Origin of the sequence: Siminovitchia sp. FSL H7-0308 (genome assembly GCF_037980985.1) — a bacterium.
GTDB classification, from domain to species: domain Bacteria; phylum Bacillota; class Bacilli; order Bacillales; family Bacillaceae_C; genus Siminovitchia; species Siminovitchia thermophila.
On sequence record NZ_CP150282.1, the window covers coordinates 739,306 to 754,925 of the forward strand.

A 15,620-nucleotide genomic window follows, 5' to 3' on the forward strand; every position below is an offset into this window, starting at 1 on the left:
AAGCAACGCCTGAATGACCCACATTCTGTGGATATCCCCGTTGGCCGGATAGTTACGAAAGATAACCATCTGCTTCACAATCTGTTTAAGGTAGGTTGCTAGTATGAATTTTGGCAGTAAATATCTTCCACTGCGCACCGTCATTATCATGTTGGTTTGTTCAGTCGTGATCATTGCCCTTGTAATTACAGGTGTGCTGTTAATAAACGCAAGTACGGAGAGTATTGAGCATCATCAAGGTGAAAAAGCAATGAGTATTGCCCAGACAGTCAGCATTACACCGCTCGTTATAGAAGCTTTGGAAAAAAATCAAAGGGGAAGGGACGTTCAGTCGTTTACGAGGAATATTCAGCAGGAAACAAATATGCTTTTTATTGTCGTCATGGATATGAACGGGATCCGGCTTTCCCACCCCGACCCATCCAGAATCGGAAAGAGATTTATTGGCGGGGATGAGAAGGAGGTTTTAAAAGGAAAGAAATATACTTCTACTGCGGAAGGTACGCTCGGGCCTTCTCTTCGTGCTTTTCATCCTGTATTTAATGAAAGTGGAAAACAAATTGGTGCGGTTTCAGTCGGAATTTCGCTTCAAAGTGTGAATGAAGCCGCGAATAAAAGAAAAAAAATTATCTTTACAGGAATGGGCGCTGGCATTGTCATTGGAATGATTGGCGCCATTATTTTGGCCGCAAATATTAATCGCATTTTATTTGGGCTTGAACCGGCTGCCATAGCCAGTTTGCTCCAAGAAAGAAATGCCATGCTTGAATCGGTGCGAGAGGGAATCATAGCGGTTAATAATAAAGCAGAGATTGTAGTAGCTAACGCGGAAGCGATAAAAATTTTTCAAAAAGCCGGGCTTGATCCCGATCCGATCGGGAAAAAAGCGGATGAATATTTACCTAAAAGCCGGCTTGTTAGAATTTTGCAATCCCCGAAAGCGGAATATGATCAAGAAAGTGATATTAACGGCCTGCCCATTTTGGTGAATCGGGTACCGATTATACTAAATGGAAAGCTGGCGGGGGCCATTTCAACATTTAGGGATAAAACCGAAATGAAGTTACTGGCCGAACAGCTGACGGGCATTAAAACATATGCAGATGCGTTGCGTGCCCAAACACATGAATTTATGAATACTTTGCATGTGATAACAGGTATGGTTCATATGAAAGAATACAAAGAACTGGAGTCTTATTTAAGAAAACAAACGAAACTCTACCAAACGGAAAGCAGCTCGATTGGCCATATTGTGAAGGACCCGGTCATTGCCGGATTTTTACTAAGCAAAAGAAGTTACGCCAGAGAAAATAAAGTGAAACTCAATTTGGAAGTAACTCGTCCCCTCCCGGCTTCCAACAATCATGAAATGACCCATCATATCATCACTATTCTTGGCAACTTGATTGAAAACGCATTTGATGCTGTAAAAGAAAAGCACGAAAAAAGGGTAGATATTACGATCGAGTATAACGGTTTCGCCTGTACGATTACCGTAAAGGATAACGGAGAGGGGATTCCTTTAGAGATAAGGAATTTATTATTCGATCAAACTGTTTCTACTAAAGGCGCGAATCATGGATATGGATTGCTCAATGTTAAAAAAAGCGTACAATCGCTAAGCGGCAAGATTTCTTTTCATACAAGTAATGAGGGCACTGTGTTTAAAGTGGTTTTTCCTTATAGAGAGGAGCGATCAGAATGATCCGGGTTTTAATAGTTGATGACGACCCGATGGTGGCGAAAATTAATAAGCGTTACTTAGAGGCGGTTCCTGGCTTTGTTTGTGCAGGAATCGCCGAAGGCGTTGATAGTGCCATCGATATGTTAAATAGCACCGAGATTCATCTTGTCCTACTCGATGTATATATGCCGGGGAAACGGGGGCTGGAGCTTTTAAAGAGAATGAGGAATGAACAAAAAGACATAGATGTCATCATCATTTCCGCGGCAAGCAACATTGAAACGATCCAATCAGCTTTACATTTTGGCGTTGTTGATTACTTGATTAAGCCGTTTGAATTTGGCCGTTTTCGGGATTCATTGAAAAAGTACAAGAAAAAGTTTGAACTGCTGCATGGGCACGAAAAATTCAGCCAGGAAGAGCTGGATAAACTGTTAAAAGGCAATGGCCAGACACCACGTCTGGAGGATATTCCAAAAGGGTTAACAAAAACGACGTTGCGAAAAATTGTCAAAACGATTTTAAGGAATAAAGACGCCACCTTTTCAATAGAGGGACTGGCGAATGAGATCGGAATCTCCCGGGTATCGATGGGAAAATATTTAAACTTTTTAACCGAAATTAAATTTTTGGATGTAGAAGCGGACTATGAAACGAAGGGCCGGCCAGCAAGAAAGTACCGTCTATCCAAACAAAATACCGAAGCGATCTATGTTTATATTGAGGCTGCCGATTTATAAAATAAAATGGCAGTCTCGCTTTTATTACTTACATAACTATTTATTTAATTTAACAGCCTTTTATCTTCAACAAAGTAGATATAACATTAAAAGTATCTTGTAAGCGCTTTTTTACATCGGTAGAAAAAGGAGAGACTCATAACAATGGAAAGAACATATATACACTCTACATGGGATTTTCTATGGAAAACACATCGTCAAACGAAAAAATGGTTAATGATGGCCATACCGAACAAAGTGTTAAAACAGACACTTACATCAAAAGATGAGAAGACTAGTGAAAAAGAAAAAGGGACAGGCCCCGGACCTTACAGTACTGTCCAAAAAACAGGGCTGATTCTTGGCCCGCTTTTATTTGCATTGACCATGCTTTTCTTTTCTCCAGAAGGACTAAGTACGGACGGAAGGGCTGTTTTAGCTGTTACTTTATGGGTAGCTACCTGGTGGGTCACAGAAGCAATTCCCATTCCTGCCGCATCGCTTTTGCCCATTATTTTGCTTCCTTTAACAGGAGCAGCGGAGGGTGGAGATGTAACCGCTGCCTATGGAGATCCGATTGTCTTCCTGTTTTTAGGTGGATTTTTCATTGCTACTGCCATGGAAAAGTGGAATTTGCATAAAAGAATAGCATTGTCGATTATTTCTTTAATTGGAACAAATATGTCCAAGATTACACTTGGATTTATGATGGCTACCGGGTTTTTATCAATGTGGGTATCCAATACGGCAGCTGTCATGATGATGATCCCCATTGGAACTGCTATTATTTATCAAGTTTCCCAGGCAGTGCAAACAAGCAAGGACGCTTCTGCCGATGACTATAGAAATTTTGAGAAATCCATTATATTAGCCATTGGCTATGCTGGAACGATCGGCGGACTTGGGACGCTTATCGGGACACCTCCCAATATTATTTTGGCAGCAACCGTTAATAAACTGTTTGACGTGCAAATTTCATTTGCCGGCTGGATGGCGTTTGCAACTCCTGTAACCGCAATCTTATTGGTTTCTATTTGGCTTTATATTACTAAAATTGCTTTTCCCGTAAAATTAAAGGAACTTCCTGGTGGAAAACAATTAATTCATGAGGAAAAATTGAAGCTTGGAAAGATTACGTTTGAGGAAAAATTTGTTTTGGCTGTTTTCTTGTTTGCGGCATTTATGTGGATTACGAGAACGTTTCTTTGGGAAAACGTATTAGGAATCAAAACGTTGTCTGATACGATGATTGCTATTATTGCGGCTGTTCTGCTATTTTTAATCCCTACTGTCAATCAAAAAGGAAGACTGCTTGCTTGGGATAGTGCCAAAGACATTCCGTGGGGCATTTTGCTCCTTTTCGGAGGAGGTTTGGCCATTGCCGGCGGATTTATTGAAACTGGACTAGCAGAGTGGATGGGCACCCAGCTTACCGTGATGCAAGGTGTTCACTTTATCTTGATTATTTTACTGTCATCCGCACTTGTTCTGGCTTTGACAGAGTTTACATCGAATACAGCGACAGCAACAATGATTCTCCCTGTTTTGGCATCATTGGCATTGGCGATCAACGTTCATCCTTACGCATTGATGGTTCCAGCGGCAATGGCGGCCAACTGCGCGTTCATGCTTCCTGTTGGGACACCGCCAAACGCCATCATTTTTGCTACAGGAAAAATAAAAATTATTGAAATGATAAGAGCCGGTTTTTGGGTCAACTTGTTTGTCCTCATTTTAATCGTCCTCACCGTATTCTTTGTTCTTCCAATTTTATGGAATGTAGACTTAACGACTTATCCGCAAAGCTTTAAATAAGAAAAGGCAGGTTGTCCAAACGGGGTGACAACCTGCTTTTTTGTATTGGAATACATGATGGTGAGTCAAGAACTTGGCTCTGCTGTTTGGGGTATCAAGACATAATCAGAATTTCGTTCAACTGAATGTTCGGGCACATAAGAAAACTCCCGCTTCATGAATTTAGGTTTAATGTGATTGCGGTTTGTTTTTTAATTCTTCAATGGATTGCTGAACAAGTGTTACTGCCTGACTCATTGCCGCGCCCCCGCCAAATGCTGCGGAAACCCCGACAACCTCCAAAATTTCATCTTCACTGCACCCCTGATCAATGCAGCCTTTTGTGTGGTAAATGATGCAATACTCATCCTGCGCATAGATGCTGATTCCAAGAGCAATCATCTGCTTCTCTTTTTGCGAAATTTTTCCTTCTGAAAAACACGCCTCTGTAAATGAATTATACGATTCCGCTATCTTGGGCATCTTTTTTGTAAAGATGCCCAGCCCTTCTTTATACTCCCGAATAGCTGCTTCTGTATACGTCTGTTGATCCAACTGTTCCATCTCCTTTCAAAAAATAGTATTTCAAGTTTCCTGCGATTCATTCAATAAAAACCATGACAGCTTATAGAAGGCAATCAGTAGGACTTTTTTAAAAGGGAGGGTGCTTTTATGGAACAGCTTTTAATAGTTTATTGGATAGAGGTGTTTTATTGTATCAGACTGTCTGTCCAATCAATTTCGATAACCTCCAATAAATTATTAATGCGTCGGCCGGCTTAAATAGATATAAAGGAGGTGTAAGCTGTATGTGGTTTGAAAATGATTTTGTTGGCGGCGAAAGAGAAGAACGGAGAAGACGCGTGAAATTAATCTGTAGATGCCGTGAAGTAAGACGTGAGCGTGAGAGGGAAGAGCGTGAGAGAGAAGAACGAGAGAGAGAAGAACGTGAAAGGTTTATTTGCAGATGCAGGAGAATTAGACATGAGCATGAAGATTGCGATTGGTAGGTAACTGATCAATAAAATGAGAAATCCCTAAGTGTAGGCTTAAAGGGATTTCTCTTTAGGTTTATATCATCGGTCTTCTTGGAAAATGCTGATCGTAGGATTGTTGACAAGATGTAAATGAGAAGTAATGCCTTACGTAAAATGAAGGCGAACTATGCTTTTTTCCCTCTTTCCCGATGATAGATTTTTTCATCAGATGTAATGCTCTATCAGCCAATCCATTATACAAGTTCTATTGGATTACAAATGATCGTAAGCATAAATAAGGAAGGGATCAAATGATGACGCATCCATTGATATTGCGATGAAAACTGCCTGAAGCAGCAAACTATTGATGAATTCTGCCGATCGAGGGAATTGAAACTGCGTTTGTCAAATAAATTAGCCAGCGAGGTGAGTTTCTCAAGAAAAAAAGATTAACTTTCACCGAAAGAACTTATTAATGAAATCCTACATATATGATCTTTTTTAATACGATGACTAAAATAGTTGTCCGCTTATTAATGAATATAAGCAAAATGATATTCAACTTATTGCAGTAAAGAGATTCCGTCAAAAGGAAGTGCTGTAGAACCTTAATTGGAGAATAGAAATATTTAAAATATAAGAACCCTAAAAGGAAGCTGGCTTTGGATGTTCCTAGTAGGCGTTTAAGCCTGTAATAAAGGTATCGTATAAAAAACGAATCATTAGACTTGCAAACGATCGTTGTGGAGCTGCAGCACTGGTGTTGAAATTGGCCAGATAAGATTGTTCGAAGAGGTTGCTTATACATATTCGGGTAGTCATAAAAATGTTGGACGCATATATTTACATAAAATAAGCCCTTCTCGACAAATGAGAAGAGCTTATTTTATTTCACTTTGAAATTAGTCACGCGCACCAAAAAACAATAAAAATACGCCACTTCTAAGTGCTTAGAAATGGCGTATTTTCAACGTTTAAAGCATATGGAGCATAGCGGGCTCGAACCGCTGACCTCTACACTGCCAGTGTAGCGCTCTCCCAGCTGAGCTAATGCCCCTAAAATTAGAATACATTTTCCATTATAAGAGCTTTTTAAAAAAGTGCAAGCTTTATTTTTAATTTATTGTCTCAAATTGTTGAACAAAGCTACGAACCCGCGGATTTTTCAGGTGGAAATCTTTTACCTAAAGCACAATTATTGAAACTTAGTGCTTTTTTTATGTTATAAAAGAGAGGGTGGCGAGATCTGGTTAGCTGATATATTGATTAAGTATTTCAGATCAAGGTGGTTTTATCTAACCAATTTTCGTATCTTCCATTTCAACGATTTCTGGAGAAATGGAAACAGCCTGAGTTCAAATAATATCGAACGCAAGCTGTTTCGTAATATAGTCTTTTCCGGTGTCCTGTCGAGTGCAAGGAATTCCATTTTTCGAGGTGTTGTAATATGTCGTTGTATATTAAGAGAGATTTCCATAAGTAACGGGATATCATATAGGATACCCGTTAACTGATGATCTCGATTTCTTGAACATCGTCTAAAAGGGAAATTGTATAATAAATATTCGTGACAGGTCTGTTCGTGTTTACTCGCGTTTTTAATTCCATAAGATGAGCGGCGTTTTCTCTTAAATCTTTAATTCGCGTATGCGTAATCAAAATTTTGTCTTCCTGCAATTTTTTCATTACAGTCTCAACACTTTCCCTTTTACTTACTGTAATTTTGATTATCAGGTCTCTTTTATGCAATTTTTTCGGGCCAATCCTCGTTAGCAGGGAAGGGATTAATTCAACACTAATAATGAGGAGAATGACTCCGGCGATAGCTTCCATGTAAAATCCGGCTCCAACTGCAATACCAATTCCCGCTGCCCCCCAGATCAAGGCTGCGGTTGTTAACCCGGAAATATGGTCATTGCCCCTTCTTAAAATAACGCCTGCTCCCAGAAAACCAATACCCGATACTATTTGTGCAGCCAAGCGGAGCGGATCCATTTGTATACGAACATCATCACTCCCGGGAAAAATATAGGCAGCTTCAATTGAAACAATTGTGAGCAGACAACTAATAATGGATATGACAAGACTTGTTTTTAAACCGAGCGGTTTTCTTTTCAGCTCCCTTTCTAAGCCGATGATTAAGCCGAGAGCTGCAGAAATCCCCAATCTTGCCAATAGTTCCCATTCAAAAAAATATTCCATAGGCTTCCCTCCTTGCCGCCTGTTTATTGGAAAAAAGAAATAAAAAAAGTAAAATTTAATTTATTATATTATACTTCTTTAAGGATAAGATAAAATGGAAACACGAAGAAAACTGAATCCGTATATTGTTGTTATGATTGGTGTCCTGACGATTTCAAGTTCCGCGATCCTCGTAAAATTGTCATCCGCTGAGGCGGGAACTATTGCATTTTACCGTATGTTTTTCAGTGTTTGCATCTTGCTTCCCATGTTTTTACGGCGCAGTAAATCAGAGTTGCGGATGATGAAACGGAATGATTGGATATATTCTCTTTTAGCCGGTATATTTCTTGCTTTTCACTTTATCCTTTGGTTTGAGTCGTTAAACTACACATCGGTTGCAAGTTCCACAGTCTTGGTGACATTACAGCCTTTGTTCGCTTTTATAGGGACTTTTTTATTTTTTAAAGAAAAATATTCGATCAAAAGTATAACAAGTGCGGCAGTGGCAATGATAGGCGGCTTTGTGATTAGTTGGGGGGACTTCCGGTTGAGCGGCGCTGCGCTGTTGGGCGATATGCTTGCGCTGAGTGCATGTGCCCTAATTACGGCCTATTTGCTTGTCGGACAATCACTTAGACAAAGGATCTCATTAATTACTTATACCTTTTTAGTGTACTCCATAAGCACCATCGTTTTATTTTTTTATGTCATTATTAGAAACGAACCGCTTTATCCATATCCGATTGAAGATTGGATATATTTCCTGCTTCTGGCTATCTTGCCAAACTTGCTTGGACATTCTTTATTCAACTGGGCCTTAAAATGGGTCAGTACGGCAGTTATTTCTATGGCCGTGCTATTTGAACCTGTCGGAGCAACGATCCTTGCTTATCTTATATTAAGTGAAAAAGTTGCCTGGTTCCAGCTTGCAGGTGGTTCGATCATTATCATAAGCGTACTTTTATTTATTATGAATGTCAGGAGGGAAGGAGGCCGGATTTAAAGACTATATGAATAAATAAGTTAATCCGGAAAAAACAAAAGCCATGATCGACATGACGAGAAAAGTTCCTCCTTCTTTTTTATCTACATCTGTATCACTTATGCGCAATGCTTCAACGTAGCAATAACTAAATAGATAGATAGCCATTAAAAAAGAAATGACAAGGGCAGCCTTTGTTAAAATAGTTTTCACCTTCCCAATAGAATAGATATTTGTTATTATATTATGTACAGATTGATAGAAAGATGTCTGAGTGAATAAAATTTCAAAAAAACTATTGCATCATAAAAATATCTATGTTATATTATAATTCGTCCGATTGAACGAGTCGAACACAAAAAAGTTTTTTAAAAAAGCTATTGACTTAAAATCGAGACCGTGTTATTATATAAAAGTCGCCCAAAAGAGCGATACCAAGTTTGATCTTTGAAAACTGAACGAAACGAAACGTCAATCAATAATTGATTAGTCAGCTTTAATTATGAGCTAACCAAACTTTTACATGAGAGTTTGATCCTGGCTCAGGACGAACGCTGGCGGCGTGCCTAATACATGCAAGTCGAGCGGACAAAAGAGGAGCTTGCTCCTTTTTAGTCAGCGGCGGACGGGTGAGTAACACGTGGGCAACCTGCCTGTAAGACTGGGATAACTCCGGGAAACCGGGGCTAATACCGGATAATTTCTTTTTCCGCATGGAGAAAGGATAAAAGACGGCTCTGCTGTCACTTACAGATGGGCCCGCGGCGCATTAGCTAGTTGGTGGGGTAACGGCCTACCAAGGCAACGATGCGTAGCCGACCTGAGAGGGTGATCGGCCACACTGGGACTGAGACACGGCCCAGACTCCTACGGGAGGCAGCAGTAGGGAATCTTCCGCAATGGACGCAAGTCTGACGGAGCAACGCCGCGTGAGTGATGAAGGTCTTCGGATCGTAAAACTCTGTTATCAGGGAAGAACCCGCATCGGAGTAACTGCCGGTGCGTTGACGGTACCTGACCAGAAAGCCACGGCTAACTACGTGCCAGCAGCCGCGGTAATACGTAGGTGGCAAGCGTTGTCCGGAATTATTGGGCGTAAAGCGCGCGCAGGCGGCTTCTTAAGTCTGATGTGAAAGCCCACGGCTCAACCGTGGAGGGTCATTGGAAACTGGGAGGCTTGAGTGCAGAAGAGGAGAGCGGAATTCCACGTGTAGCGGTGAAATGCGTAGAGATGTGGAGGAACACCAGTGGCGAAGGCGGCTCTCTGGTCTGTAACTGACGCTGAGGCGCGAAAGCGTGGGTAGCGAACAGGATTAGATACCCTGGTAGTCCACGCCGTAAACGATGAGTGCTAAGTGTTAGGGGGTTTCCGCCCCTTAGTGCTGCAGCAAACGCATTAAGCACTCCGCCTGGGGAGTACGGCCGCAAGGCTGAAACTCAAAGGAATTGACGGGGGCCCGCACAAGCGGTGGAGCATGTGGTTTAATTCGAAGCAACGCGAAGAACCTTACCAGGTCTTGACATCCCGATGACCGCTTTAGAGATAAAGTTTTCCCTTCGGGGACATCGGTGACAGGTGGTGCATGGTTGTCGTCAGCTCGTGTCGTGAGATGTTGGGTTAAGTCCCGCAACGAGCGCAACCCTTGATCTTAGTTGCCAGCATTAAGTTGGGCACTCTAAGGTGACTGCCGGTGACAAACCGGAGGAAGGTGGGGATGACGTCAAATCATCATGCCCCTTATGACCTGGGCTACACACGTGCTACAATGGATGGTACAAAGGGCCGCGAGACCGCGAGGTGGAGCGAATCCCATAAAACCATTCTCAGTTCGGATTGCAGGCTGCAACTCGCCTGCATGAAGCCGGAATCGCTAGTAATCGCGGATCAGCATGCCGCGGTGAATACGTTCCCGGGCCTTGTACACACCGCCCGTCACACCACGAGAGTTTGTAACACCCGAAGTCGGTGGGGTAACCATTTGGAGCCAGCCGCCGAAGGTGGGACAGATGATTGGGGTGAAGTCGTAACAAGGTAGCCGTATCGGAAGGTGCGGCTGGATCACCTCCTTTCTAAGGATAATTGAAATGTGGAGGCGACTGCTCGGCAGGAGCCGCAACTGAACATTTCCAATAGATACAACATTGACGCTTTCGTTTCGTTTAGTTTTGAGAGGTCAAACAACTCTCAAAACATGTGCTCACTTGCGGCACAGCGTGTTCGAGGAACTTCACCTCGTCGCAAAGCTGCATGAAGCATAGGCGCTGATCAATCACATGACGTGATGGAAGTCAGCAACTTCGTTCTTTGAAAACCGGATAACATGAGAAGAAACAAACCGAGAATCGTTCACCTTATGGATGATCCATTATGGAGCAACCATAAGAAGTGTAAAACCTTTAGGTTTGAGTGTCAGTATCACTCAACCAAGGGCAACGAGAAGCGGGAAGATCAAGGAAGCGACCGAATGAGCGCCAGAGCGCACTACGAGTGCGTGATGACGTTGAGGGAGCTGACACAGAGATTCGATGCTAATCGTTGACCGAAAAAGATTAAGTTAATAAGGGCGCACGGTGAATGCCTTGGCACTAGGAGCCGATGAAGGACGGGACGAACACCGATATGCTTCGGGGAGCTGTAAGCAAGCTGATCCGGAGATTTCCGAATGGGGAAACCCACTGCCAGTAATGAGGCAGTATCCATTTCTGAATCCATAGGGAATGGAAGGCATACCCGGGGAACTGAAACATCTAAGTACCCGGAGGAAGAGAAAGAAAAATCGATTCCCCCAGTAGCGGCGAGCGAAACGGGAAGAGCCCAAACCGAAAGGCTTGCCTTTCGGGGTTGTAGGACACTCAAAGTGGAGTGATAAAGGAACGGCGTAGACGAAGCGGCCTGGAAAGGCCGGCCAAAGAAGGTAACAGCCCTGTAGTTGAAACGTCGTTCCCTCCCGAGTGGATCCTGAGTACGGCGGGACACGAGAAATCCCGTCGGAATCCGGGAGGACCATCTCCCAAGGCTAAATACTCCCTAGTGACCGATAGTGAACCAGTACCGTGAGGGAAAGGTGAAAAGCACCCCGGGAGGGGAGTGAAATAGAACCTGAAACCGTGTGCCTACAAGTAGTCAGAGCACAATAAGTGTGATGGCGTGCCTTTTGTAGAATGAACCGGCGAGTTGCGATTTCATGCAAGGTTAAGTTGAAAAGACGGAGCCGCAGCGAAAGCGAGTCTGAATAGGGCGCAAGAGTATGAGGTCGCAGACCCGAAACCAGGTGATCTACCCATGTCCAGGGTGAAGGTCAGGTAACACTGACTGGAGGCCCGAACCCACGTATGTTGAAAAATGCGGGGATGAGGTGTGGGTAGGGGTGAAATTCCAATCGAACCTGGAGATAGCTGGTTCTCTCCGAAATAGCTTTAGGGCTAGCCTCAAGGTGAGAGTATTGGAGGTAGAGCACTGTTTGGACGAGGGGCCCTCATCGGGTTACCGACTTCAGACAAACTCCGAATGCCAAATACTTATCCTTGGGAGTCAGACTGCGAGTGATAAGATCCGTAGTCGAGAGGGAAACAACCCAGACCACCAGCTAAGGTCCCGAAGTATACGTTAAGTGGAAAAGGATGTGGAGTTGCTTAGACAACCAGGATGTTGGCTTAGAAGCAGCCACCATTCAAAGAGTGCGTAATAGCTCACTGGTCGAGTGACTCTGCGCCGAAAATGTACCGGGGCTAAACGTATCACCGAAGCTGTGGATTGCAATAGCAATGGTAGGAGAGCGTTCCAAGCGCGGCGAAGTCGTCTTGAAAGAGGCGGTGGAGTGCTTGGAAGTGAGAATGCCGGTATGAGTAGCGAAAGAAGGGTGAGAATCCCTTCCACCGAAAGCCTAAGGTTTCCTGAGGAAGGCTCGTCCGCTCAGGGTAAGTCGGGACCTAAGCCGAGGCCGAAAGGCGTAGGCGATGGATAACAGGTTGAGATTCCTGTACCGCCTCATTGCCGTTTGAGTGATGGAGGGACGCAGGAGGATAAGGCAAGCGCGCAGCTGGAAAAGCGCGTCCAAGCAGTAAGGCCGGTAAGTAGGCAAATCCGCTTACCGTGTAGGCTGAGCTGTGATGGCGAGGGAAAAAAAGTACCGAAGTTCCTGATTCCACACTGCCGAGAAAAGCTTCTAGCGAGGCAATAGGCGCCCGTACCGCAAACCGACACAGGTAGGCGAGGAGAGAATCCTAAGGTGAGCGAGAGAACTCTCGTTAAGGAACTCGGCAAAATGACCCCGTAACTTCGGGAGAAGGGGTGCTTTTTAGGGTGAATAGCCCTGAGAAGCCGCAGTGAATAGGCCCAGGCGACTGTTTAGCAAAAACACAGGTCTCTGCGAAGCCGCAAGGCGAAGTATAGGGGCTGACGCCTGCCCGGTGCTGGAAGGTTAAGAGGAGAGGTCAGCTTAGGCGAAGCTTCGAATTGAAGCCCCAGTAAACGGCGGCCGTAACTATAACGGTCCTAAGGTAGCGAAATTCCTTGTCGGGTAAGTTCCGACCCGCACGAAAGGCGCAACGATCTGGGCACTGTCTCAACGAGAGACTCGGTGAAATTATAGTACCTGTGAAGATGCAGGTTACCCGCGACAGGACGGAAAGACCCCGTGGAGCTTTACTGTAGCTTGATATTGACTGTCTGTGCAGCTTGTACAGGATAGGTAGGAGCCATGGAAACGGGAGCGCCAGCTTCCGTGGAGGCAACGGTGGGATACTACCCTGGCTGTATGGACCGTCTAACCCGCGACCCTGATCGGGTTGGGAGACAGTGTCAGGCAGGCAGTTTGACTGGGGCGGTCGCCTCCTAAAAGGTAACGGAGGCGCCCAAAGGTTCCCTCAGAATGGTTGGAAATCATTCGCAGAGTGTAAAGGCAGAAGGGAGCTTGACTGCGAGACCTACAAGTCGAGCAGGGACGAAAGTCGGGCTTAGTGATCCGGTGGTTCCGCATGGAAGGGCCATCGCTCAACGGATAAAAGCTACCCCGGGGATAACAGGCTTATCTCCCCCAAGAGTTCACATCGACGGGGAGGTTTGGCACCTCGATGTCGGCTCATCGCATCCTGGGGCTGTAGTCGGTCCCAAGGGTTGGGCTGTTCGCCCATTAAAGCGGTACGCGAGCTGGGTTCAGAACGTCGTGAGACAGTTCGGTCCCTATCCGTCGCGGGCGCAGGAAATTTGAGAGGAGCTGTCCTTAGTACGAGAGGACCGGGATGGACGCACCGCTGGTGTACCAGTTGTCTCGCCAGAGGCATAGCTGGGTAGCTATGTGCGGAAGGGATAAGTGCTGAAAGCATCTAAGCATGAAGCCCCCCTCAAGATGAGATTTCCCATTGTCTGGCTTGCCAGGCAACGTAAGATCCCTGAAAGATGATCAGGTAGATAGGTCCGGTGTGGAAGTGTGGCGACACATGGAGCTGACGGATACTAATCGATCGAGGACTTAATCAAATATAAAAAGCGCAGGACGCTTGTCCATCACTGGAGCTTCTGGCGGAAAAGTCAATCGACTTTGCCAGAAGAAGCGAAGTGACGCAAAGCGATAGCGTCCGGAGCTGGATTGAACAAAAACGATTCTCGGACTTCTTCTCATGTATCCTGGTTTTGAGAGAATGAAAAAAACTCTTGAAAAATACATAAAACGTATTATAATAAGATATGTTGTTAATTTTTGTCTGGTGGCGATAGCGAAGAGGCAACACCCGTTCCCATCCCGAACACGGAAGTTAAGTTCTTCAGCGCCGATGGTAATGAGGGCTTTCCCCTTGTGAGAGCAGGACGTTGCCGGGCAAGAATCACAACATTACGGAGGATTAGCTCAGCTGGGAGAGCACCTGCCTTACAAGCAGGGGGTCGGCGGTTCGAACCCGTCATCCTCCACCATAAAAATGCCGGCCTAGCTCAATTGGTAGAGCAACTGACTTGTAATCAGTAGGTTGGGGGTTCAAGTCCTCTGGCCGGCACCATCCTTTGTTTTTATTGTCATTTTCTGTCGATTGACAAAAATGAAATAAGTACGAGCCATTAGCTCAGTTGGTAGAGCATCTGACTTTTAATCAGAGGGTCGCAGGTTCGAATCCTGCATGGCTCACCATTTTGCGGGTGTGGTGGAATTGGCAGACACGCTAGACTTAGGATCTAGTGCCGCAAGGCGTGGGGGTTCGACTCCCTTCACCCGCATTATTATGAAGCGGAAGTAGTTCAGTGGTAGAACACCACCTTGCCAAGGTGGGGGTCGCGGGTTCGAACCCCGTCTTCCGCTCTTTTAACTTGCCGGGGTGGCGGAACTGGCAGACGCACAGGACTTAAAATCCTGCGGTAGGTGACTACCGTACCGGTTCGATTCCGGTCCTCGGCATATATTGCGCCCGTAGCTCAATTGGATAGAGCGTCTGACTACGGATCAGAAGGTTATGGGTTCGACTCCTTTCGGGCGCGTATAACAGGTTGTCTCGGGAAGTAGCTCAGCTTGGTAGAGCACTTGGTTTGGGACCAAGGGGCCGCAGGTTCAAATCCTGTCTTCCCGACCAGTATAAAGAAATTGGGGCCTTAGCTCAGCTGGGAGAGCGCCTGCTTTGCACGCAGGAGGTCAGCGGTTCGATCCCGCTAGGCTCCACCATATAAGGTCATAAATATTTTTGGGCGGCGTAGCTCAGCTGGCTAGAGCGTACGGTTCATACCCGTGAGGTCGGGGGTTCGATCCCCTCCGCCGCTACCAAGATAGGACCTTTAGCTCAGCTGGTTAGAGCAGACGGCTCATAACCGTCCGGTCGTAGGTTCGAGTCCTACAAGGTCCACCATTTTCTTATATTTTTGGAGGAATACCCAAGTCTGGCTGAAGGGATCGGTCTTGAAAACCGACAGGCGGGTCAAACCGCGCGGGGGTTCGAATCCCTCTTCCTCCGCCATCTGCATTATTTCATTCACACAACCAAGATTTTATCGAGTGAAAGTATTGTAGTTGCACTTGTCGACATACTTCTTGATTTACATTTCTGATGTGGAATAGTCAAGATACATGAGCGGCATTGACAACATCATATTTTTTATCGTCGCGGGGTGGAGCAGTTCGGTAGCTCGTCGGGCTCATAACCCGAAGGTCGCAGGTTCAAATCCTGCCCCCGCAATCATCAGGTCCCGTAGTGTAGCGGTTAACATGCCTGCCTGTCACGCAGGAGATCGCGGGTTCGATTCCCGTCGGGACCGCCATTTTTAATACCATCCACTTGTTACATAAATGCTGATGATGCGA

Annotated in this window: 8 protein-coding genes, 15 tRNA genes and 3 rRNA genes; 22 read left to right on the forward strand and 4 right to left on the reverse strand. The window is 45.1% G+C overall.

What is annotated here, in order from left to right; all coding sequences use genetic code 11:
- Nucleotides 1-103: 103 nt before the first annotated feature.
- The 3 genes from dcuS (at nucleotide 104) to MHB50_RS03470 (ending at nucleotide 4,218) form a co-directional block, all read left to right on the forward strand.
- A complete protein-coding gene (gene dcuS / locus MHB50_RS03460) occupies nucleotides 104-1,705 on the forward strand; it encodes a DcuS/MalK family sensor histidine kinase (protein WP_340084866.1) in 1,602 nt (533 codons plus the stop codon).
- A complete protein-coding gene (locus MHB50_RS03465) occupies nucleotides 1,702-2,424 on the forward strand; it encodes a response regulator (protein ID WP_077113006.1) in 723 nt (240 codons plus the stop codon). Before dcuS ends, MHB50_RS03465 begins: the two co-directional genes overlap by 4 nt.
- A 144-nt stretch (nucleotides 2,425-2,568) precedes the next feature.
- Nucleotides 2,569-4,218: a DASS family sodium-coupled anion symporter gene (locus MHB50_RS03470; protein WP_077113005.1), complete on the forward strand. Its 1,650-nt coding sequence runs from the start codon at nucleotides 2,569-2,571 to the stop codon at nucleotides 4,216-4,218.
- A gap of 168 nt (nucleotides 4,219-4,386) precedes the next feature.
- Here MHB50_RS03470 and MHB50_RS03475 read toward each other — a convergent pair whose 3' ends face one another.
- Nucleotides 4,387-4,761: a carboxymuconolactone decarboxylase family protein gene (locus tag MHB50_RS03475; protein WP_077113004.1), complete on the reverse strand. Its 375-nt coding sequence runs from the start codon at nucleotides 4,759-4,761 to the stop codon at nucleotides 4,387-4,389.
- A gap of 245 nt (nucleotides 4,762-5,006) precedes the next feature.
- Between MHB50_RS03475 and MHB50_RS03480 the strand changes: the two genes are divergently transcribed.
- On the forward strand, nucleotides 5,007-5,207 hold the full coding sequence (locus MHB50_RS03480; RefSeq protein ID WP_077113003.1) for a hypothetical protein: 201 nt from the start codon (nucleotides 5,007-5,009) through the stop codon (nucleotides 5,205-5,207).
- Between the two features lie 951 nt (nucleotides 5,208-6,158).
- On the opposite strand, the gene MHB50_RS03485 is transcribed toward MHB50_RS03480, so the two are convergent.
- Both MHB50_RS03485 and MHB50_RS03490 read right to left on the reverse strand, forming a co-directional pair.
- Nucleotides 6,159-6,231: transfer RNA gene (locus MHB50_RS03485), tRNA-Ala, on the reverse strand.
- Between the two features lie 449 nt (nucleotides 6,232-6,680).
- Nucleotides 6,681-7,376, reverse strand: a complete 696-nt coding sequence (locus tag MHB50_RS03490; protein WP_077113002.1) for an MgtC/SapB family protein — start codon at nucleotides 7,374-7,376, stop codon at nucleotides 6,681-6,683.
- Nucleotides 7,377-7,470: 94 nt separating this feature from the next.
- Here MHB50_RS03490 and MHB50_RS03495 point away from each other — a divergent pair, with 94 nt between their 5' ends.
- Nucleotides 7,471-8,361 carry a DMT family transporter gene (locus MHB50_RS03495; RefSeq protein WP_205180359.1) on the forward strand — a complete coding sequence of 297 codons (891 nt, stop codon included), beginning with the start codon at nucleotides 7,471-7,473 and terminating at the stop codon, nucleotides 8,359-8,361.
- Between the two features lie 3 nt (nucleotides 8,362-8,364).
- On the opposite strand, the gene MHB50_RS03500 is transcribed toward MHB50_RS03495, so the two are convergent.
- A complete protein-coding gene (locus MHB50_RS03500; RefSeq protein ID WP_213089153.1) occupies nucleotides 8,365-8,553 on the reverse strand; it encodes a hypothetical protein in 189 nt (62 codons plus the stop codon).
- 306 nt (nucleotides 8,554-8,859) lie between these two features.
- Here MHB50_RS03500 and MHB50_RS03505 point away from each other — a divergent pair.
- From MHB50_RS03505 to MHB50_RS03585, 17 genes are all read left to right on the forward strand, one after another.
- Nucleotides 8,860-10,410 (forward strand): 16S ribosomal RNA (locus MHB50_RS03505).
- Nucleotides 10,411-10,888: 478 nt separating this feature from the next.
- A 23S ribosomal RNA gene (locus MHB50_RS03510) occupies nucleotides 10,889-13,819 on the forward strand.
- 223 nt (nucleotides 13,820-14,042) lie between these two features.
- Nucleotides 14,043-14,158, forward strand: a 5S ribosomal RNA gene (gene rrf, locus MHB50_RS03515).
- The 16S, 23S and 5S rRNA genes sit together here with 14 tRNA genes alongside, the layout of an rRNA operon.
- 17 nt (nucleotides 14,159-14,175) lie before the next feature.
- Nucleotides 14,176-14,251, forward strand: a tRNA-Val gene (locus MHB50_RS03520).
- Nucleotides 14,252-14,258: 7 nt separating this feature from the next.
- Nucleotides 14,259-14,334, forward strand: a tRNA-Thr gene (locus MHB50_RS03525).
- Nucleotides 14,335-14,386: 52 nt separating this feature from the next.
- A tRNA-Lys gene (locus MHB50_RS03530) sits at nucleotides 14,387-14,462 on the forward strand.
- A gap of 4 nt (nucleotides 14,463-14,466) precedes the next feature.
- Nucleotides 14,467-14,548 (forward strand) — tRNA-Leu (locus MHB50_RS03535).
- 10 nt (nucleotides 14,549-14,558) lie between these two features.
- Nucleotides 14,559-14,630, forward strand: a tRNA-Gly gene (locus MHB50_RS03540).
- Between the two features lie 10 nt (nucleotides 14,631-14,640).
- Nucleotides 14,641-14,726: transfer RNA gene (locus MHB50_RS03545), tRNA-Leu, on the forward strand.
- Nucleotides 14,727-14,732: 6 nt separating this feature from the next.
- Nucleotides 14,733-14,806: transfer RNA gene (locus MHB50_RS03550), tRNA-Arg, on the forward strand.
- 15 nt (nucleotides 14,807-14,821) lie between these two features.
- A tRNA-Pro gene (locus MHB50_RS03555) sits at nucleotides 14,822-14,898 on the forward strand.
- A gap of 13 nt (nucleotides 14,899-14,911) precedes the next feature.
- Nucleotides 14,912-14,987 (forward strand) — tRNA-Ala (locus MHB50_RS03560).
- A gap of 22 nt (nucleotides 14,988-15,009) precedes the next feature.
- Nucleotides 15,010-15,086: transfer RNA gene (locus tag MHB50_RS03565), tRNA-Met, on the forward strand.
- Nucleotides 15,087-15,091: 5 nt separating this feature from the next.
- Nucleotides 15,092-15,168 (forward strand) — tRNA-Ile (locus MHB50_RS03570).
- Between the two features lie 15 nt (nucleotides 15,169-15,183).
- Nucleotides 15,184-15,276: transfer RNA gene (locus MHB50_RS03575), tRNA-Ser, on the forward strand.
- 145 nt (nucleotides 15,277-15,421) lie between these two features.
- Nucleotides 15,422-15,495, forward strand: a tRNA-Met gene (locus MHB50_RS03580).
- A 6-nt stretch (nucleotides 15,496-15,501) separates the two neighbouring features.
- A tRNA-Asp gene (locus MHB50_RS03585) sits at nucleotides 15,502-15,577 on the forward strand.
- The last annotated feature ends 43 nt before the right edge of the window (nucleotides 15,578-15,620 follow it).